The organism is Streptomyces sp. NBC_00846, from assembly GCF_045207325.1.
In the GTDB taxonomy this organism is placed as follows: Bacteria; Actinomycetota; Actinomycetes; order Streptomycetales; family Streptomycetaceae; genus Streptomyces.
On sequence record NZ_CP108846.1, the window covers coordinates 5,777,557 to 5,796,065 of the forward strand.

20 protein-coding genes are annotated in these 18,509 nt (G+C 69.9%); 13 read left to right on the top strand and 7 right to left on the bottom strand.

From position 1 onward, the window contains the following. The first annotated feature begins 24 nt into the window (after positions 1 to 24). The 3 genes from OG936_RS26580 (at position 25) to OG936_RS26590 (ending at position 2,109) form a co-directional block, all read left to right on the top strand. A complete protein-coding gene (locus OG936_RS26580) occupies positions 25 to 894 on the top strand; it encodes an AraC family transcriptional regulator (RefSeq protein WP_406497978.1) in 870 nt (289 codons plus the stop codon). Positions 895 to 982: 88 nt separating this feature from the next. Beyond that, entirely contained in the window at positions 983 to 1,807 is an 825-nt protein-coding gene (locus tag OG936_RS26585; protein ID WP_406500619.1) for an AzlC family ABC transporter permease, read from the top strand. Beyond that, on the top strand, positions 1,804 to 2,109 hold the full coding sequence (locus OG936_RS26590) for an AzlD domain-containing protein (protein ID WP_406497980.1): 306 nt from the start codon (positions 1,804 to 1,806) through the stop codon (positions 2,107 to 2,109). The genes OG936_RS26585 and OG936_RS26590 overlap by 4 nt, the downstream gene beginning before the upstream one ends. Positions 2,110 to 2,590: 481 nt before the next feature. On the opposite strand, the gene OG936_RS26595 is transcribed toward OG936_RS26590, so the two are convergent. Beyond that, positions 2,591 to 3,505 carry a hypothetical protein gene (locus OG936_RS26595; RefSeq protein ID WP_406497982.1) on the bottom strand — a complete coding sequence of 305 codons (915 nt, stop codon included), beginning with the start codon at positions 3,503 to 3,505 and terminating at the stop codon, positions 2,591 to 2,593. A gap of 79 nt (positions 3,506 to 3,584) precedes the next feature. On the opposite strand from OG936_RS26595, the gene OG936_RS26600 reads away from it, so the two are divergent. Both OG936_RS26600 and OG936_RS26605 read left to right on the top strand, forming a co-directional pair. Continuing rightward, positions 3,585 to 3,779, top strand: coding sequence for a DUF3046 domain-containing protein (locus OG936_RS26600; RefSeq protein WP_266749082.1), 195 nt, complete (start codon positions 3,585 to 3,587; stop codon positions 3,777 to 3,779). Positions 3,780 to 3,960: 181 nt separating this feature from the next. Further along, positions 3,961 to 5,133 carry an AI-2E family transporter gene (locus OG936_RS26605; RefSeq protein ID WP_406500621.1) on the top strand — a complete coding sequence of 391 codons (1,173 nt, stop codon included), beginning with the start codon at positions 3,961 to 3,963 and terminating at the stop codon, positions 5,131 to 5,133. On the opposite strand, the gene OG936_RS26610 is transcribed toward OG936_RS26605, so the two are convergent. Next, on the bottom strand, positions 5,036 to 5,722 hold the full coding sequence (locus OG936_RS26610; protein ID WP_406497984.1) for a TnsA-like heteromeric transposase endonuclease subunit: 687 nt from the start codon (positions 5,720 to 5,722) through the stop codon (positions 5,036 to 5,038). The two genes, OG936_RS26605 and OG936_RS26610, sit on opposite strands and share 98 nt — an antisense overlap. A 124-nt stretch (positions 5,723 to 5,846) precedes the next feature. Next, positions 5,847 to 6,413, bottom strand: a complete 567-nt coding sequence (locus OG936_RS26615) for a TetR/AcrR family transcriptional regulator (RefSeq protein ID WP_406497986.1) — start codon at positions 6,411 to 6,413, stop codon at positions 5,847 to 5,849. An 84-nt stretch (positions 6,414 to 6,497) separates the two neighbouring features. Here OG936_RS26615 and OG936_RS26620 point away from each other — a divergent pair, with 84 nt between their 5' ends. After that, positions 6,498 to 6,923, top strand: coding sequence for a nuclear transport factor 2 family protein (locus OG936_RS26620; protein WP_406497987.1), 426 nt, complete (start codon positions 6,498 to 6,500; stop codon positions 6,921 to 6,923). Between the two features lie 316 nt (positions 6,924 to 7,239). Here the strand turns inward: OG936_RS26620 and OG936_RS26625 are convergent, their stop codons facing one another. Beyond that, positions 7,240 to 8,478: a hypothetical protein gene (locus OG936_RS26625; protein ID WP_406500623.1), complete on the bottom strand. Its 1,239-nt coding sequence runs from the start codon at positions 8,476 to 8,478 to the stop codon at positions 7,240 to 7,242. Positions 8,479 to 8,896: 418 nt separating this feature from the next. On the opposite strand from OG936_RS26625, the gene OG936_RS26630 reads away from it, so the two are divergent. The 6 genes from OG936_RS26630 to OG936_RS26655 all read left to right on the top strand — a co-directional run bounded on the left by OG936_RS26630 (position 8,897) and on the right by OG936_RS26655 (position 13,293). Continuing rightward, on the top strand, positions 8,897 to 9,175 hold the full coding sequence (locus OG936_RS26630; protein WP_406497989.1) for a hypothetical protein: 279 nt from the start codon (positions 8,897 to 8,899) through the stop codon (positions 9,173 to 9,175). 217 nt (positions 9,176 to 9,392) lie between these two features. Continuing rightward, the gene (recA, locus tag OG936_RS26635; protein ID WP_383758902.1) at positions 9,393 to 10,520 is read left to right on the top strand and encodes a recombinase RecA; all 1,128 of its coding nucleotides are present in this window, start codon (positions 9,393 to 9,395) and stop codon (positions 10,518 to 10,520) included. A 3-nt stretch (positions 10,521 to 10,523) separates the two neighbouring features. Further along, complete coding sequence (recX, locus tag OG936_RS26640) at positions 10,524 to 11,252, top strand: recombination regulator RecX (protein WP_406497991.1); 729 nt, start codon at positions 10,524 to 10,526, stop codon at positions 11,250 to 11,252. A gap of 743 nt (positions 11,253 to 11,995) precedes the next feature. Continuing rightward, on the top strand, positions 11,996 to 12,769 hold the full coding sequence (locus OG936_RS26645) for an IclR family transcriptional regulator (protein WP_266749092.1): 774 nt from the start codon (positions 11,996 to 11,998) through the stop codon (positions 12,767 to 12,769). 66 nt (positions 12,770 to 12,835) lie between these two features. Continuing rightward, positions 12,836 to 13,078, top strand: coding sequence for a hydantoinase/oxoprolinase N-terminal domain-containing protein (locus tag OG936_RS26650; RefSeq protein WP_406500625.1), 243 nt, complete (start codon positions 12,836 to 12,838; stop codon positions 13,076 to 13,078). Beyond that, positions 13,075 to 13,293: a hypothetical protein gene (locus OG936_RS26655; RefSeq protein WP_406497993.1), complete on the top strand. Its 219-nt coding sequence runs from the start codon at positions 13,075 to 13,077 to the stop codon at positions 13,291 to 13,293. The genes OG936_RS26650 and OG936_RS26655 overlap by 4 nt, the downstream gene beginning before the upstream one ends. 330 nt (positions 13,294 to 13,623) lie before the next feature. Here OG936_RS26655 and OG936_RS26660 read toward each other — a convergent pair whose 3' ends face one another. The 3 genes from OG936_RS26660 to OG936_RS26670 all read right to left on the bottom strand — a co-directional run bounded on the left by OG936_RS26660 (position 13,624) and on the right by OG936_RS26670 (position 17,614). After that, positions 13,624 to 15,216, bottom strand: coding sequence for an MFS transporter (locus OG936_RS26660; protein ID WP_406497995.1), 1,593 nt, complete (start codon positions 15,214 to 15,216; stop codon positions 13,624 to 13,626). Between the two features lie 205 nt (positions 15,217 to 15,421). After that, positions 15,422 to 15,901 (bottom strand): MarR family winged helix-turn-helix transcriptional regulator, encoded by a 480-nt coding sequence (locus OG936_RS26665; RefSeq protein ID WP_406497997.1) that lies wholly within the window; start codon positions 15,899 to 15,901, stop codon positions 15,422 to 15,424. Positions 15,902 to 16,159: 258 nt separating this feature from the next. Then, a complete protein-coding gene (locus OG936_RS26670) occupies positions 16,160 to 17,614 on the bottom strand; it encodes an MFS transporter (RefSeq protein WP_406497999.1) in 1,455 nt (484 codons plus the stop codon). Positions 17,615 to 17,774: 160 nt separating this feature from the next. Here OG936_RS26670 and OG936_RS26675 point away from each other — a divergent pair, with 160 nt between their 5' ends. After that, on the top strand, positions 17,775 to 18,422 hold the full coding sequence (locus tag OG936_RS26675) for a TetR family transcriptional regulator (RefSeq protein ID WP_406498001.1): 648 nt from the start codon (positions 17,775 to 17,777) through the stop codon (positions 18,420 to 18,422). Positions 18,423 to 18,509 lie beyond the last annotated feature (87 nt).

Below are 18,509 nucleotides of genomic sequence, written 5' to 3' on the forward strand. Positions count from 1 at the left end.
CTCCGGAGCTGCGAGAATTCGGCCATGGTGGCCATACCGGAGTCGGGATCGAGGGAGTGGGCGAGGCACTGGCAGTACGCGGAGCTGCCCGACCTCGATCTGCTGCGTGCCCGGTACGTGCGCCACACCTTTCCGCGCCACAGCCACGAGGGCTATGTCTTCGGCACCATCACCCGCGGGGTGGAGGACGTCGGGCTGCCGGGAGGCACCGTCCACGCGGGCCCCGGCGCCGTCGTCATGATCAATCCGGAGGTGCCGCACACCGCCCGTGCGGGGGTTCCCGAGGGCTGGGTGTACGCCACGCTGTACCCGTCCGCGCGGGTGATCAACGACATAGCGGCGGATACGACGAGCCTGCGTGGCACGGTCGGCTTCACCGAGACCAGCGTCGTGGACCCGTACGCGGCCCGGCTCATCGGCGAGGTCCACCGGGCCGCAGAGGAGGGCAACGCTCTCGCCGCCGACACCGTCCTGCGGGTCATGGTCGTGCGGCTGCTCAGCAGGCACGGCAGTGTGCTGACCTTCCACGAGCCCCGCTCGGCGGGTGCACGGGATGCGGCGCGGGCCCGCGCCGTACTGGAGGGGCGTCTGGCGCAGCCGCCCACACTGGATGCGTTGGCCGCGGAACTCGGCACCAGCCCGTTCGCGCTGCTGAGGGCCTTCAAGAAGCAGTACGGAATGCCGCCGCACGCCTGGCTCACCGATGCCCGGGTGCGGGCCGCGCGTCGGATGCTCGATGCGGGGACGGCGCCCGCGCAGGCGGCCGCCGAGGTCGGCTTCACCGATCAGCCGCATCTCAATCGTCACTTCACCCGGATCGTGGGGGTGCCGCCGGGCGCGTACCAGCGTGAACGTGCAAGAACGTACAAGACCGGTCGGGAGCTGCCCACGTAACGTTCCGGTCGTGGCAGAACAGACAACACACCCCCAGGGCGTCGGCGAAGCGGCCGGCGCACCCGACGGCAGCACGACCGTCCCCGCATTGCGGCAGGAAGCGGCAGAGGCAACGTCGGAGGCTGCCGGGGCGACATCGGACGAGGCCGCGGCGAAGCCGGGGGCCGCCACGGCGAAGTCGGACGCGGCCGTCGTGCGCGACGCGCTCGGTGTCGGTATAGCCGTCGGGCTGTCCGGCTTCGCCTTCGGCGTGACCTCGGCCGGCTCCGGACTGAGCCTGTTGCAGACCTGTGTGCTCAGCCTCGCCGTCTTCACCGGCGCCTCGCAGTTCGCCCTCGTGGGCGCTCTCGCGGCGGGCGGCAATCCGTACACAGCGGCTGCCGGGGCCTTCTTCCTCGGCGTACGCAACTCGTTCTACGGCCTGCGGCTCTCCCAGCTCCTCGCGCTTCCGCGCGCACTCCGCCCCTTCGCCGCCCAGTGGGTCATCGACGAGACCACCGCCGTGACACTGCCGCAGCCCACCCGGCGGGCCGCGCGGATCGGTTTCGCCGTCACCGGGCTCACCCTCTACGTGCTGTGGAACCTGACCACGCTGCTGGGGGCCCTCGGCGCCAAGGCGCTCGGCGACACCGATGCCTGGGGACTGGACGCGGCGTCGCCCGCGGTCTTCCTCGCCCTTCTCGCGCCGATGCTGAAGAGCACCACGGAGCGCATCACCGCCGGAATCGCGGTCCTGCTCGCGCTCGGCCTGCTGCCCGTACTGCCCGCAGGCGTCCCCGTCCTGCTGTCCGCGCTCGCTGCACCCGCTGTTCTGTTTCTGAGCGGACGCCGGAAGAGAACGCACGGGGACGCGGAAACGATTCGGGACGCGGAAACGATTCGGTGCGCGGCCGCGACGGAGGAGAACCGATGAACATCTGGATCGCAATCGGGCTGACCGCCATCGGGTGCTACCTCGCCAAACTGCTCGGCCTGTTGGTGCCGGCCGGTGTGCTGGAACGACCGCTCGCGCAGCGTCTCGCCGCGCTCCTGCCCGTGGCGCTCCTGGCCGCTCTCACCGCCCAGCAGACGTTCGGCGACGGGCAGCATCTGGCGCTGGACGCCAGGGGCGCGGGGCTGGCAGCGGCGGCGCTCGCACTGGTCCTGCGCGCGCCCTTCCTCGTGGTCGTAGGGGCGGCCGTGGTCGTCACAGCAGGGGTACGAGCCCTGAGCTAATGCCCCTCCCGGCAAGCTTCGCCCCGTCGCGTCGTCCAGCACGCACTCCCCCAAGGCCTTGAGGGCCAGGGGGGACCCCCTTCTGCGTTGGCCGAAAGCCCTGGTAGCTCCTTCCCCAAGCTCTCAACTTCGTTCGAGCAGGGGAGGCCCCATTCAAGGACTTCCGGCCGCCTTGCGATCGCACGCACTGGACGACGCTCCTTCCGGGCAAACATTGTCGGTCGCGGCACTAGACACCGCTGGGGCACGTCTGAGGTGCGAGTGAGGCAAGTTGGTAAGGGGCGCCGTCTTATAGGCTGCGCCCCTTACGCACTTCCGTCGACCGGCTCAGTGCACCGCGAGGCCCTGCTGCTGCGCGACACCGCCGCCGGGGTCGACAGCACGTCCGCAGCAGTCGGCCGGCCGGCACCGCCGCGACGCCGACACCGAACCGACACCGAACCGACACGGACATGGACACCGACACGGAAGGCACACGTTCTCAGCCCAGGCTGCGTCCATGGGCCCGCAGTGTCAGGAGCGCCTTGAGCGTCACGATGGGCCGCCCCTCCAGAGCCGTCCCCGGCGCCCACTGCCGCCAGTTCACCGGCCAACCGCCGTCCGACTGCTGCTCGGCCGCGAGATGGTCGAGCGAGCGGGCCAGCTCCTCGTCGGTGAACCAGCTGCAGGCGAGCGAATCGGGCGTGCGGGCGTAGTCGTACGGGAAGTGCTGCTCGCCCGGTGCGTATCCGGCAGCCACCGGGTACTCCGCGCGCCGCTCCGGATCCAGTACGGCGAGCCGCTGCTCCCGCACCAGTCGCCCGAGCCGGTCGGCCGCCGCCTTCGCACGGGCCCGGTCGGGGGCGCCGTCCAGGAAGGCGAGCGCCGCCTCGACCTCGTACGGATGCGACCGGTCCAGGGCGTCGACCGCCGCCCAGCAGAAGTCGGTCGCCCGGAACAGCCAGGCATGCCACACCGCATTGCGGTGCAGGAGCCCGACGACGGGTCCGGTGGCCAACAGCTCCGCGGGCGGGCCGTCGACGATCGGAATGAACGGTGCGGCCGGATAGCCGCGCTGTGACGGCAGGAGAGCGGGCAGCGCCCCCTCCTTCGTGGACACCTCGGTCAGGAAGCGACAGATGCGCTCCACCCGTGGCCCGTCGCAGCGGCCGATGGAGTCGAGGACATTGAGCGCGTGGGCAGTGTGCAGTGGCTGACTGACGGGGCCACGTAGATCGGGTTCTAGAGCGTGCCCGTATCCGCCGTCCTCATTCAGATAGGCGGCGAGTGCGGTCTCCACGGCGTCCGCACTTCCTTTCAGGAAGTGATGCGCGAACCGCCGCTGTTCTAGGACACGGGCCGTGAGCCAGATGAACTGCTCGGCACGGTTGAGGGGACTTGCTCCGGTTCCAGCCATGGACCGACCGTAGGGCGGTAAGCGCTCTCGGCAGGACGTAGCGGCCCGGCTGCACTCTCAGGAGCGGGATACTGAGGTCATGCGGTTGACGATTTTCTGGGAACGGATGGCGGACCACTTTGGCGCGGGGTACGCCGATTCCTTTGCGCGCGATCATGTGATGGCCGAGCTCGGCGGGCAGACGGTGCACCAGGCGCTGGCCACCGGCTGGGACGCCAAGGACGTCTGGCGGGCAGTCTGCACGGCAGTCGACATCCCCGCCGACAAGCGCTGACCACCGGCTCGTCAGCGGCCGGACCTGTGCTGTTGTCCGGGTCGGGCGGCTGCTTGTCACAGTCGTAGGCGAGACTGGAGCGGTGTCACCGACAGACGAGACAGCCCAGACCAGGACACCGCTCACCCAGCCCACCCCGGCCGCCCCGCCGACCGCGCCGTCCGGCACCGGGCCTGCCCGCATGCCGGCGTGGCTGCCGCGCGCGATGGTGCTCGCCCTGGCGCTCTACGCCTGTTTCAGGCTCGGCAGCTGGGCGTTCGACCAGCTCATCGGGCTGCTCATCAATGTGCTGATCGCGTTCTTCCTGGCGCTCGCCATCGAGCCCGCGGTGAGCCGGATGTCGGCGCGCGGCATGCGCCGCGGCCTTGCCACCTTCCTGGTCTTCCTCGTGGTGCTGATAGCCACGGCCGGTTTCGTCGCGCTGCTCGGCTCGATGCTCGCGGGCCAGATCGTCGACATGGTCGAGGAGTTCCCGAAGTATCTGGACTCGTTGATCAACTGGGTCAACCAGAACTTCCACACCGAGCTCTCCCGGGTCGAGGTCCAGGACAGTTTGCTGCACTCGGACTGGCTGCAGAAGTACGTCCGGAACAGTGCGACCGGAGTCCTCGACGTCTCCACCACTGTCCTCGGCGGCCTGTTCCGTCTTCTGACGATCTTCCTGTTCTCGTTCTACTTCGCCGCCGACGGCCCCCGGCTGCGGCGGGCCCTGTGTTCCGTACTGCCGCCCGCCAGACAGGCCGAGGTGCTGCGGGCCTGGGAGATCGCGGTCGACAAGACCGGCGGCTACCTCTACTCGCGCACCCTGATGGCACTCATCTCCGGGATCGCGCACTACATCCTGCTGGTGATCCTCGGCGTGCCGTACGCGCCCGCGCTCGCGATCTGGGTCGGCCTGGTCTCCCAGTTCATCCCCACGATCGGTACGTATCTGGCGGGCGCCCTGCCGATGCTGATCGCGTTCACCGTCGACCCCTGGTACGCGCTGTGGGTGCTCGGCTTCGTCGTGATCTACCAGCAGTTCGAGAACTATGCGCTGCAGCCCAAGCTCACCTCCAAGACCGTAGACATCCATCCGGCGGTCGCCTTCGGATCGGTCATCGCAGGCACGGCGTTCATGGGGGCCGTGGGTGCGCTGATCGCGATCCCGGCCGTCGCCACGCTCCAGGCGTTCCTCGGTGCCTACGTCAAGCGGTACGACGTGACGGACGACCCGCGGGTGCACGGCCGCCACCAGCAGCGTGGTGAGACGGCGCTCACCCGGCTGCGCCGGTCCTGGCGGACCGCCGAGAGCAGCGAGGCACACGGTGGACAGGGCAGGACCGCGGAGCCGGAGACTCCGGAGCGCGCCTGACCACTTCACCGGTGGGGCCGTCCCGGCGACAGCCCGTCACGTCGGCCGACCGGTCTCCGACCCGCTCAGCCCCGGTCAGAAGCCGCCGTGGTTCACCGAACACCTTCCTCAGCCGGTCCGCCACCGGCGCCCGGCAGCAGCGCGGATGACGGTAGCGGGCCAGCCGGCGCAGGTTCGCCCGGAAGGGCTGCCCCAGGTCTCCGACCAGCCAGAACTGCCACCCCACCGACCCACAGATCCGCGCGGTGAACGCGAAGACCGCCGCGGCTTCCTCGTCGACCAGGTTCTCGGGCCGGACATCGACGACCACAGCGGTCCCGCCGGCCGACCGCGCGAAGTAGTCCGGAGTGTGCTCGCGATCCCGTCCGCCATTCGGCCAGACCAGGCGGAACGGCTGGGAGGTCAGAGCCATGATGGCGGGATCGAAGTCCAGAGCCATCGCCGCGTCCCGCTCCACACACGATTCGTAGTCCACAACCCGATAGCGGGCCGGCAGACCGAGACGCTGGGCACCGTCGACGCCAACGAATCCCACCTGGAAGTCCGATGCATAGTCCCAGGCGGGCACCGCCTCCGCAGGCTCGTCCACGAGCACCTCCCCGCCGCCCTCGGCCCTGCACCACCGGGACCGAGAGATCGCAACCCTACCGAAGAGGGCCGCAGAAGGAATGGTCCTCTAATGAGCGCACCGAGCATCGGCAGCGCCGCCGTTTTCAGCCCGGAGGTCCTGCCAGGGCCTTGAACGCAGGGCGCAGTAGAGCGGCGATGCGGTCGGCTGGGGCGTCACGAAGAGCGGTCAGGCCTAGGAACTGGTGGCCGATGGTGACGCCCAGCAAGGCGGTGACGAACAGTGCGGCGCGCAGTTCGGGGTCCTCGGCTGCGGGCAGGGAAGCGCTGACGCTGTCGATCTGCCGATCGAGGGTGACGCGGACGTGATCGGCTGCTGCCGGGTCGGTGAGCATGGAGCGCATCATCGCCAGCGTGCCCCCGGGAAGGCCGCCGAGCTTGAGGTCGAGTGTGGCCAGCAGTTGATCGACGAGCGCGTCGGTGTCAGTGGTTGCTGGCAGTACGGGAATCGCCTGCACGGCTTGGGTGAAAAGCTCGCGCTTCGAGCCGAAGTACTGCATGACCAGCGCCGGGTCGACGCTCGCCGCAGCCGCCACGGCACGGATGGTGGTGCGATCGAATCCCTTTTCGGCGAACAGCTCCCGGGCGCTGTCGAGGATGCGCGCCTCGGTCGCTCGGCGGCGGTCGGCGCGGGACTGGCGAGGAGTGGACACCGATTCACTCTACAGCCGTTGACTGAACTTCCAGCCGACCCTACGGTGAATGGGTCAACAAGTGTTGAGTGAATGGAGGTCTCAGTGCCGCATGTGGATACACCTGCTGTTCGCACCCCTCGCGAGGTGCTGAACCGCTACTACCAGGCCATGCTCGACAAGTCCCCGGACGATCTCGCCGATCTCTATGCCTTGGACGCGGTGCACGAGTTCCCGTTCACTTCTCCTGGTTTCCCTCCGCGCTACGAGGGGCGCGAGGCAGTGCGCGCGGGATACCGGGCGGCCTGGGGCACAAGCCCCGTCCAGGTGCAGGAGGTCAGGAAGGTCGCGGCCTACGAGACCGCCGATCCGGAAGTGATCATCGCCGAGCACATCGTGGTAGGAACGCTGCCGACCAGACGCACCAACTTCACCGTCCCTGGTCTTTTGATGCTCCACATCCACAGCGGACTGATCACGCGGGCCCGCGACTACATGGACAGCTCGGGAGTCGCCAGCGCCAGAGGATGAAAGCCAGACCGATAGGAGCGGACCAGCTCACCTGAGACCCAAGGTGAATCGGACCAGATCACTTGAGACGGGACCAATCTCTTGGAGACGGGACATCAGGGGCGTGCCGGTGCGGCGGACTCATCAGGGCTGTCCTGTGCCGTCGAACCTTGAGCGCGTGCCATTGATGGCCTGGGCGACGTTCGCTGTCATCGTCGCGAGGTCGACCTGCAGCGGGGGGCCTCTATGTCCCTCGTCAAGGCGCACATCGACTGACGGCCGCAGAACCCGCGCCAAGAGCAAGCAGAGCTGTTCTGAAGGACCAGCTCAAAAGGCCCTACCCGGGCGCGAGAGGGACGACCCCGTTCATGTCGGAATGCCGCACGTCGTGCCCCGACGGGGGCATGGTGTGCAGTAGCTCCAGTCGGCGCTGGACGGCTTCGACCGCCCCGGAACGTCGGCCGGGTACGTGGCGGCGCAATGAGACCAGGAGCGGGCCGAGTTCCCGGGCCCGCTGCGGGTCGAAAAGCTCCTGCCACTGGTGGTGGGCGCGGTCCACGGCGTCTTCGACGGCGGGGTCGCCCGGGGGCTGTTGCCGGGCAAGGCGGGCGTTGGCGGCAGCCATCCACAGCTCGCAGCTGAGCGCCGGATCGTCGGCGAGACGAGCGAGGTCGGCTCGGACCTCCAGCCAGTGGATGGCCTGTACGGAGCCCGCGCCGTAGGTACGCAGAGCCCATTCCTCCCACATGGCTGCGAGCGACGCGGCCTCGCCGTGCCGCCCGGCACGGGCGGCGGCAATGATCGTCGGTAGCGGATCCTCTTCGGCCACCTCGGTGCTTTCCGAAACCGGAGCCGGCGCCGTTGGAACAGGTGCAGGCTCCTTGTGTGGCCGGTTCGGTACCTGGACAGCCGACGCCGCAGGGGTGGGGACGGCTGTGTCGTCGACGGCCAGGAACAGCGCGTCGTCGGGGCCGGCCTGGGCGGCCTGTTCGTGGAGCTGGGCGAGCGGCGGGTTGAGGCCGCTGCGCCAGGTGGTGGCGAGGGCCTTCAGGTAGGTCGGTTCCGCGATTCGCCGGCGGGGCGGCGGCGGGGTGACGCGGCCGTATACGCGCATTCCGTAGCCGAGAGCGAGACCCCCGGCACGGAGCTGCTGCCAGGCGTCCGAGGTGGCGACCACGTCAATGACGACGGTGGTGGTGCCCGGTCGGCGCAGTTTGAGTTCGCCGGCCAGCCAGTGCCAGGGCAGTCCGGTGTAGCGCAGGGTGGTCGGTGTGGTCCGGGCGAGTGCGAGGTGGAGCAGGCGCTGCTTGTGGTCGAGGTGGAGTTGTCCGGTGATGTAGAGGGAGAGCGGGCCGGGTGCGGCGGCTGCGGCGCGGATGCGGGTCAGGACGGTCTGCGGGTCGGTCGGGTCGGCGAGTTCGACGATGGTGGCCGCCGTCGTGCCGGTCAGGATGCTGGTCGGGACCGCCGCGAGCGTGGGCAGGACGCTGGTTGCGTCGATGAGACAGCTCTTGCCGGCCGGGGCCGTCGCGATCAACAGCGCGGTCCCGGATGCCGTGTCCTCCCCGTTGATCATCACAGCAGCACCGTAGCGGCTGCCCGGCTTGTGAATGTAACCAGCGGCCGCCTGCCCTGCCCGCGGCCGTCACGGTCTGTGGGTGTTCTCAGCCATCGCATGCGGGGAGCCGGGCAGTCTTCCCGGCAAGCGGCGTGTTGTCGCGCGAGGAACCTGATGATCTGCGGCAGCAGCCCTGTCCAGGGCGCCCACGCATCGTCCACTGGAGAGAAACCGTGCACGGCACCATCACTCTTGATGACGATCCCGACCTCGCACGCCTGGCCGATCTCGTCGACATCCTTCCGCGTCCGGATGTGCCGGGCTTCTGGGGCGACGGTGATCACAGCATCGGGTCCACGATCGGGGACTGGCTCAATCGGGGACAGGCTCAAGGGAATTCTCGGCGGCAGCGGCAGCGGCAGAGGACGAGCGACAGATGTCCGACTACCTCGCCGTCTATGTCCCGAAGTACCCCGGGCGCGGCAACAAATACATCTCTGGGGAACAGATCACGCGCTACCTGACCGGGGTCCGTGGCCTGCCTGCCACCGGCCACGCAAGGGCGGAGGACGCCACACGTACCGCATGGATCCTGGTCAACCGCTACAGCCTCCCGAGCCGGCGCGGCACTCGCTCCCCGGGGTCGACCCTGGACCGAAAGCCGAGTATCGCTGCCGCCGCGGGCCGCACGGCTCGGTTCCTCCGTGGGCTGTGAGCCGTAGGGCAGGTGGAATCCTTCAGGGCTGGTCGGCCCCGTGAGGTGCGCTTGACAGCGAAATCGAACATCCATTCTCATGGGAATCTGGCCGGGTTTTCCCGGGCCCGACCGTGGAGTTGTCCACAGGCCGGGAGGACGTCGAGGCCCATTGTCAGTGGCAGGGGTTAGCGTCTTTGACGTGAAGCGATCGACTCAAGCAAATCGGGTGGAACCCATGGCAGGAACCGACCGCGAGAAGGCGTTGGACGCCGCACTCGCACAGATTGAACGGCAATTCGGCAAGGGCGCGGTGATGCGCCTCGGTGAGCGGCCGAACGAGCCCATTGAGGTGATCCCCACCGGGTCGACTGCCCTCGACGTGGCTCTCGGCGTCGGCGGCCTGCCGCGCGGCCGTGTGGTGGAGGTCTACGGACCGGAGTCCTCCGGTAAGACGACGCTGACGCTGCACGCCGTGGCGAACGCGCAGAAGCTCGGCGGCTCGGTGGCCTTCATCGACGCGGAGCACGCCCTCGATCCCGAGTACGCGAAGAAGCTCGGCGTCGACATCGACAGCCTCATCCTGTCCCAGCCGGACAACGGTGAGCAGGCGCTCGAAATCGTGGACATGCTGGTCCGCTCCGGCGCCCTCGACCTGATCGTCATCGACTCCGTCGCGGCGCTCGTGCCGCGCGCGGAGATCGAGGGCGAGATGGGCGACTCGCACGTGGGTCTGCAGGCCCGCCTGATGAGCCAGGCGCTCCGCAAGATCACCAGCGCGCTCAACCAGTCCAAGACCACCGCGATCTTCATCAACCAGCTCCGCGAGAAGATTGGTGTGATGTTCGGCTCGCCGGAGACCACGACCGGTGGCCGGGCGCTCAAGTTCTACGCCTCGGTGCGCCTCGACATCCGCCGGATCGAGACGCTGAAGGACGGCACCGACGCCGTCGGAAACCGGACCCGCGTCAAGGTCGTGAAGAACAAGGTCGCGCCGCCCTTCAAGCAGGCCGAGTTCGACATCCTCTATGGCCAGGGCATCAGCCGCGAGGGCGGCCTGATCGACATGGGCGTGGAGCACGGCTTCGTCCGCAAGGCGGGCGCCTGGTACACGTACGAGGGCGACCAGCTCGGCCAGGGCAAGGAGAACGCCCGCAACTTCCTCAAGGACAACCCCGATCTCGCCAATGAGATCGAGAAGAAGATCCTTGAGAAGCTGGGTGTCGGGGTAAGGCCGGATGCCGATGCCGCCGAGACCGGTGCGGATGCGGCGGGCGGCGCCACGGCTCCGGCCGACAGCGCGAAGTCGGTGCCCGCTCCGGCCGGCAAGAGCAAGCCGGCCAAGACCGCGGCGGCCAAGAGCTAGACCGTGACGCGTCGTACGGAGTGGCCGGTCAGCGCCGACGACCATGGCGCCGGTCCCGGTCCCGAATTCGCCGCCGGACACACGGCCGGGTCCGAGGGTGCGTACGAGCCGGAGGCCGGTCCCGGTCACGACGGCTCGGGCGCCGGATTCGGCGAGGGGGCGGGGCGTCGTGCCCGTTCCCGTTCCAGGAGCAGCGGCTCCCCTTCCTCGTCGAGGGCCGAGAAGGGGGAGCCGCAAGACCCTGTCGAGCAGGCGCGCAACATCTGCCTGCGGCTGCTCACCGGGACCCCGCGCACCCGAAAGCAGCTCGCGGACGCCCTGCGAAAGCGGGAGATCCCGGATGCGGCGGCCGAAGAAGTGCTGTCGCGCTTCGAGGACGTCGGGCTGATCGACGACGCCGCATTCGCGGACGCCTGGGTGGAGTCCCGGCATCATGGCCGAGGGCTGGCCCGCCGTGCTCTCGTCCGTGAGCTGCGCACCAAGGGGGTGGACTCCGCAGTGATCGACGAGGCCGTCGGGCAGCTCGACTCCGATCAGGAGGAGATGACCGCCCGTGAGCTGGTTGAGCGCAAGCTGCGGTCCACTCGCGGCTTGGACCGCGACAAGAGGCTGCGCCGCCTCGCGGGCATGCTCGCCCGCAAGGGGTACGGGGACGGGATGGCCCTGCGCGTGGTGCGGCAGGCGCTGGAAGAGGAGGGCGAGGACACGGAAGGGCTGGACGAGCCCTTCTGACCGGCGGTTCCGGCGGACGTTCGTGCGGGGCGGCCGGTACGCGGTGCGGCGGGTGCGCGGGAGGCTTTGCGCGGCGTGGCGGATACGTGGGACGACGCTCGTGCGGGCGTCGGACGCACCGGGCGGCCGGTACGTGGGGCGACGTTCGTGCGGCACGGAGGACACAAGCGCGGGACTCAGGAGCACGGTTGTGGGGGGTGCCCGGGGTGGAGGGCTGGGGCAGCGGGGTGGGACGGTGGCCGAAACCGGTGCCGTCGCCGAAGGAACGGGCGAGAACCGAATCCGTGGTTCCGGTGCCGCCCATGCCATCGCGCGCTTGGGTGAGCAGCGGTCGCCCGAGCGCCGGGACAACCGATTCGAGCCCCTGCCGTGCCATGGCCGCCGCCGATCGGATCAGCGCGCGGCTGAACGCCCGGACGTCCCCGGGGGGCGGCGAGGGGCGTGGAGTCCCGCTCTCCGGAGGAGCGGCCTCCGGCTCGGGCGGAAGGCGGCGGTATGGGCGTGAACATGGCCGGTTCCTCGTCCGAGGTCGGCGCCGTGGAGCCGTACATCCGGTCGGTGAACCCGTAGTCGTAGGTGTCCCGGCCACGCATGACCGCGTTGCGCTGCCGGAAGGGCCTTCAGCCGGACGGGGAGCACTGGGTGGTGTCTGCAGCGATGGAGGAGTGAGTCACAGAGCTCAGCGGTGCGTCGTGTTCTCCATGAAGACATGTAGATTCTGGAGAGCAGAATCGAGGCTCACCTTGGACAAGCCACTCAAGACGCCACCGCCGTACGCGATCACCAGCGTCGATCACGCACTCAGGGCGGCGGCCATGCTGCAGATGGAAGGCGGCCAGACGGTCACGCAGGTCGCCGAGCGGCTGGGGGTGGCCAGGTCCACCGCGCACCGGCTGCTGGCCATGCTCGTCTACCGGGACTTCGCCGTGCAGGACGAGCACCGGGTCTACCGGGCGGGCCCGGTACTCGAGCTGGCCGCGCACTCCCAGTCGCAGGTGTCCCTGCTGCGGGCTGCCGCACTGCCTCACCTGCACAGACTGGTTGATCTGCTGGACGAGACGGCGAACCTGACCATCCGCACGGGCGATACGGCCCGGTTCATTGCCAGCGTCGAGTGCACGCAGGCGCTGCGCGTCGGTTCCCGGGAGGGCATGGTCTTCCCCGCCCACCGCACGACCGCGGGACTGCTGCTCCTTGCCGGGCTCTCCGAGTCCCAGCTGGACGAGGTGTACGCCCCCGAGCGCTACCGCGACCGCCCCGGGGACCGCCCGGACCTCGCGGCGCTCCGCGATGAACTCGCGCGCGTGGGCCGCAGCGGGTTCGCCGTGAACCAGGAACGCTCCGAACGTGGACTGATTGCCGTGGGAGTCCCGGTGCGCGGCGCGGACGGCACTCCGCAGGCGGGTCTGTCGATTTCCCTGCCCGGTGTGCGCTACGACCCGCACCGGCTCCGGTCACTGGTTGCGGTCCTCGACGCGGCGGCGCGTGCGCTGGAGGCCGACCTGGCGGTGGTGTGACGGTCTCCCGGCACGACGGTCACCCGGCCACGTCGGTCAGCCCCGGTTCCGTGCCACGTAGTCGGCATCGGCGGCACCTGCACCAACTGCGTAGTACTCGACGATCGGGGCGTCGCGCCTCCACAAGTCGCCGCCCCGTCCGAACCCGCCGCCGGCGTCACCTCGGCCCTGGAGCACGCGGAAGCCGACCTCGGCGTCGAGAGCAGCGGACTCTTCGACCGGATCCACTACTTCGGCCTCGGCGCCACCGTGGCAACCACCGTGCTCATCGAGCGCAAGGGCGTGAAGACCGGGATCATTACCACGTGAGGTCTCCGCGACGCGGTCGTCGCCCAGCAGCCGTCCGTTCTGAAAGCGGTGTCGGGCGGGCCGTTGCGGCCGAGGCCAACGACTGCAACACCGGCATCCACCTGCCCGGCGGCGAGATCGTCGTCCTCGGCCCGCACATCGTGTTCCACTCCGGCTCCATGGCACCGGTCGTCTCGCGCATCCTCCTCGGCCCGGAAGGCCGCCGCCCGTCTTGAGTGGATCACCGGCGACGCCCCGGTCACCGGCGACGCCCCGGGCACCATCATCGGCCGGCTCGCCCGCGGCGATGACGGACCGACCACGCTCGGCGCGCCGGGAGTCCCGAGCGACGGCCTGCGCGCCCTGGCCGAACGGGTCGCCCGCCAGGCTCGGTTCGAACCCGCGCCCTCCGGAGGCCGGTGCGCTTGCCCGGCTCCTCGCCGGCGCCTGGTGAACGACGGCGCGGGCCGGAACCACGCACGGTGCTTCCGGCCCGCGCGAAGCGGTCGACCGGACAGGGGACGGACGGTACCCGCACGGGCGGGCCGGGCACCGTCCGTCGGCGTTCAGTGCTGCGGGGCCGTCGAGGCGCGCCGGAGGCCGGCCGTCGCGATGACGGCGCCCAGCAGGCAGAGGACACCGGTGACGGTGACGGCCGTGTGCACACCGTTCATGAACGCCTGGCCGCTGCCTTCCACAACGGTCGCCCGGAGCCGGGCGGGCATGTCGGGCGAGACCGGAGCGACCCCCATCGCCACCGCGTCCTTGGCCGCCGCCATCCCGGCAGCCACACGCGCCGGGACGCCCGCCGCGGTCAGTTCCCCGGTGAGCGTCGAGCCGACCCGGCTGCTGATCAGCGAGACGAGTACGGACGTCCCCAGCGCGCCGCCGATCTGCAGGGCGGTGGCCTGGATGCCGCCTGCCACGCCGCCGTCCTCGACGGGGGCCTGACCGACGATTGCGGCGGAGGAGGCGGACATCACCATGCCGACACCGAGGCCGAGCGCGACGAACGGCGGCCACATCGTGGCGTAGGAGGAGCCGGTGTCCCAGGTCAGCATGGTGAAGGCGGCGGCGGCCTGGAGCAGCATGCCCAGCGGCATGGAGAGCCGGGGCCCGAAACGGGCGGTCAGCGCAGCCCCGAGGGGAGAGGCCACCAAGGAGGCGAGGCTGAGCGGCAGGGTGCGCACACCGGCCTCGACGGGGGTGAAGCCCCGCACGTTCTGCAGGTAGAGCATCACGAAGAAGATCAGGCCGAGCATCACGAAGAAGTTGAGCGCGGTGATGACCGTACCGGTGGTCAGCGCGCGGCTGCGGAACAGCCGCATCGGCAGCAACGGGTGCGCGACACGGGTCTCGAACCAGCCGAAGGCGACCAGGATCAGCACACCCGCGACGACCGACCCCAGGGTGCCCGCCGAGGACCAGCCCCACGTCTCGCCCTTGACGACGCCGTAGATCACGCAGAGCAGACCCAGGGCCAGCAGGACAACGCCGACGACGTCGAAGCGGTGCCGGCCGGTCGAGTTCTTGCTCTGCGGCAGCACCGCGGCGCTGACCAGCACCGCGATCACGCCGATGGGGGCGTTGATGTAGAACACGGACTCCCAGGTGACGTGCTCGATCAGCAGGCCCCCGACGATCGGCCCGAGCGCCGTCGAGACCGCCGAGACCATGGCCCAGATGCCCACGGCCATACCGAACTTGCGCGGCGGGAACACCGCACGCAGCAGGCCCAGCGTGTTGGGCATCAGCAGACCGCCGAAGAAGCCCTGTGCCGCCCGGAAGGCGATGACGCCCTCGACGGAGCCGGACAGGCCGATGGCGACCGATGCCAGGGTGAACCCGACGACACCGACCACGTAGTACGTACGCCGTCCGAAGCGGTCGCCGAGCTTGCCGCCCAGAATCAGCGAGGCCGCCAGGGCGAGCAGATAGGCGTTGGTCACCCACTGCAGGTCCGCGGTGGACGCCTTGAGTGCGCGGCCGATCTCCGGGTTGGCGATTGCCACGACGGACGCGTCCAGCTGGACCATGAAGAGGCCGAAGGCGACCGCGAGGAGGGTCAGCCAGGGGTTGGAGCGCCTGCCGCGGGGCTGCGATGCCTCCGGTGGGGAGGCTGCGGGCAGGGATGAGTGATCCACGGTGGTGGACGGCATGAAGGTGCCTTGTCTGTCGGGAGTGCGGTGGGAAGCGGAGTGCTACGGGAGACGTGCTACGGGAAACACGGAAGGGTGGAACGCGTCGCGCCCGGCCCGCCGGGGCGGACGGGGCGGGCCTGTCTCCGGGCACGGGAGATCCCCACGGGCACGGAGACAGTCGTGCGCGCGGTCGGTCGCATCCCCCGGCAGGGGGATCGCGGGGTTACTCGGCGGCGGGTACGGGGCGCAGGTGACGTGCGAGCGACGTCAGCGCGCCGAGGGCCGAACCGAGTGCGTCCATCTCACCTTCGGTGAGGGACTGGAGGGCCTGGGACATGTGGGCGCCCTCGAGGCGCCGGACCTCGGCCAGCTCCCGCCGTGCCCTCGAGGTCGGATACAGATGGGCGATCCGCTTGTCCCCGGCGTCCCGTCGGCGCTCCAGCAGTCCCTGCTCGGTGAGCTGGGAGACGAGGGCGCTGACGTTGTTCGGCCGCATCAGCAGGGCGTCGGCGGCCTGGCGCACGGTGGCGCCCTCCTGCTGCGATACGAAGCGCAGCAGCGCGAGTTGCCCCTCGGGCGGCTTGGGCCGCGCGAAGTCCTGGGCGACCCGCCGGTCGAGAGCCCGGTTCAGCACGGGCAGGCACGCCGTGAGCGCAGTGGCCACACGGTCGAGGTCCTGGGTGGACGCGCGGGAATCGGACACGGCCCGAATGGTAGATCTGTAAAGATAGGTATGTCAAAGGATGTTTCTGCCCGCAGTGCTCGTGCGGCGACGGATGGGCTCCTGCGACCCCGGAGTCCCCACCGGCCGGTGTTGCGGGTGGTGCTCAGCGGCCGACACCGCCCCGGTGGATATCGCCCGGGTAGGTGTCGCCCCGGCCGACTCCGCCCCGGCCGACTCCGCCCCGGTGGGCGTCGGCCCCCGGGGCGGCGTCGGCTGCCGGACGGCGCGGCTGTCGGATCAGACTTCGGCCGTGGCCTGCTCGGGCGCGGCGGCCTTGTTCCTGCCGTCGGCGCCCGAGGCGGCACGGGCCGCCGGGATGACGCTCGCGATGACCGCGGCGACCAGTGCGATGCCGCAGCCGATCATCAGGCCCGTGCGGAAACCGCTCTCTGAGGTGAAGCTGTGTCCGCCCATGGTGACCGTCATCTGGGAGAGGACCACACCCATCACGGCGGCGCCGACCGAGGTGCCCAGTGAACGCATGAGGGTGTTGAACCCGTTGGCGGCGGCGGTCTCGGAGAGCGGTACGGAGCTCATGATCAGCGCGGGCATCGACCCGTAGGCGAGGCCAACGCCGCTGTTGATGACCATGAGGGCCAGCATGAGGCCCCACGCGGAGCCCATGAGGACGAGCGACAGGCCGTACCCGGCGGCCAGCACCAGGACACCGCTGATCAGGGTGAACTTCGGGCCGCGGGCGTCGGTGAGCTTTCCGCCGAACGGTGAGACGATCATCATCATGATGCCGCCGGGTGCCATCCACAGGCCGGCGGCGAGCATCGACTGGCCCAGGCCGTAGCCGGTGGCCTGCGAGAACTGGAGCAACTGCGGCACGACCAGCATGCTGGCGTACATGCCGAAGCCGACGAAGATCGAGCCGACGTTCGTGAGCAGCACCCGGGGGCGGGCCGTGGTACGCAGGTCGATCAGGGGATCCCGCGTGCGCAGTTCCCAGGCGCCCCAGGCCAACAGGATCACGACGGCGGCGGTGAACAGTCCGAGGGTCGTCGCCGAGGTCCAGCCCCAGTTGGCGCCCTTCGACACGGCGAGCAGCAGGCAGATCAGTCCGGCGCCGAGTCCCACCGCGCCGAGGGCGTCGAAGCGCTGACCCTTGGCGGCGGCCGGAACGTCGGGGATGACGAACCAGATCGCGACGGCGATCAGCACGGCCAGGACGGTGGAGCCCCAGAACAGCACCCGCCAGTTGGCGTACTGGGCGACTGCCGCGGCGATCGGCAGGCCGAGCCCGCCGCCGATGCCCATGGAAGCGCTCACCAGCGCGATGGAGGAGCTGAGCTTCTCCGCCGGGACCACGTCGCGCAGCAGGGCGATGCCCAGCGGCACCATGCCCATGCCCATGCCCTGCAGCCCACGCCCGATGATCATGGGGACGACGGAGGAGGCGAGGGCGCAGACCAGTGAGCCGGCCACGAGCGGCACGGAGCACGCCAGGAGCATGCGGCGCTTGCCGATCAGGTCGCCGAGGCGGCCGGAGATCGGTACGCAGATCGCCCCCGCCAGCAGGGTGACGGTGATCACCCATGCCGCGTTCGACGGCGAGGTGTGCAGGATCTGGGGCAGCTCCGCGATGAGCGGCGTGACCAGTGTTTGCATGATCGCGGCAGTGATGCCGGCGAGGGCCAGCGTGGCGACCACACCACCGGTGCGCGCCGTGGGCTGGGGGGCGTCCATTCGGGACTCCATAAGTGAGGGGCTGCCGGGCATCAATCGCTCGCCCGGAGCCAAAAGTAAACATTTGCTTACCTGGAAGCTAGGGCAGGCGGGGGAGTGAGGTCAACATCTGTTTACACGACGGTGCGGGCGGTACCGTTCGAGCAGAGAGAGGACAGCCATGAAAGCCAGCAGTTCCCAGGCAGCTCCCGCGCCCCTGGCGCCGACCGACAACAGCCCGCCGCCCTCCCGGCGAGGTGCCGGCGCCAGGACCCGCGGGCTCCTGCTCGACGCGGCCCGCCGACGCTTCGCGTACGACGGATACGCGGCCACGACGGTGCGCGACATCGCCGACGACGCCGGTGTCAACGTCGCGCTCATCAATCGTTACTTCCAGTCCAAGGAAGGCCTCTTCGAGGCCTGTCTGAAGGCGGTCATCGACGAACTCGTCCACGCGGCGGGCACGGTGGCCGACCTGGACCAGATCCCGGAGATCATCGTCAGTCACACCGCGGGCGTGCTCGCCACGGACGGTCCCAGGGACGCCCTCCTGCTGCTGCTGCGTTCCTCCGGCGACGAGCGCACCGATCAGATGCGTACCGGCCTGCTGCGCACGTTCAGCGAGCGGCTCGCCTCGGCGGCCGGCTGGCTGCCCGAGGATCCCGACGGTGAAGGACTTCTCCTGCGGGCCCAACTCGTTCTGTCGGTGGCCTTCGGCATCACGGTGCTGCGCGCTTCTCGCGGTCTGGAGCCGCTCGCGTCCGCCACATCGCAGGACCTCACGGGGCCGATGCGCGATCTGGTCGACGCGCTGCTCACCCGTCACTGAGGCGCGGCGCCGCGTCCCGGTCACGGGCCGGGCCGCCGTTCCCTCGCACCCTCGTCGAGTGCCATGTCCGGGGCTCCGCGGGGACGT

Coding starts and splice junctions, on each gene's coding strand:
- OG936_RS26670 (WP_406497999.1), bottom strand. CDS start 17,614: ATGGACGCCCCCCAGCCCACGGCGCGCACCGGTGGTGTGGTCGCCACG.
- OG936_RS26675 (WP_406498001.1), top strand. CDS start 17,775: ATGAAAGCCAGCAGTTCCCAGGCAGCTCCCGCGCCCCTGGCGCCGACC.
- OG936_RS26605 (WP_406500621.1), top strand. CDS start 3,961: ATGCCGGCGTGGCTGCCGCGCGCGATGGTGCTCGCCCTGGCGCTCTAC.
- OG936_RS26580 (WP_406497978.1), top strand. CDS start 25: ATGGTGGCCATACCGGAGTCGGGATCGAGGGAGTGGGCGAGGCACTGG.
- OG936_RS26595 (WP_406497982.1), bottom strand. CDS start 3,505: ATGGCTGGAACCGGAGCAAGTCCCCTCAACCGTGCCGAGCAGTTCATC.
- OG936_RS26600 (WP_266749082.1), top strand. CDS start 3,585: ATGCGGTTGACGATTTTCTGGGAACGGATGGCGGACCACTTTGGCGCG.
- OG936_RS26630 (WP_406497989.1), top strand. CDS start 8,897: ATGTCCGACTACCTCGCCGTCTATGTCCCGAAGTACCCCGGGCGCGGC.
- OG936_RS26660 (WP_406497995.1), bottom strand. CDS start 15,216: ATGCCGTCCACCACCGTGGATCACTCATCCCTGCCCGCAGCCTCCCCA.
- recA (WP_383758902.1), top strand. CDS start 9,393: ATGGCAGGAACCGACCGCGAGAAGGCGTTGGACGCCGCACTCGCACAG.
- OG936_RS26590 (WP_406497980.1), top strand. CDS start 1,804: ATGAACATCTGGATCGCAATCGGGCTGACCGCCATCGGGTGCTACCTC.
- OG936_RS26625 (WP_406500623.1), bottom strand. CDS start 8,478: ATGATCAACGGGGAGGACACGGCATCCGGGACCGCGCTGTTGATCGCG.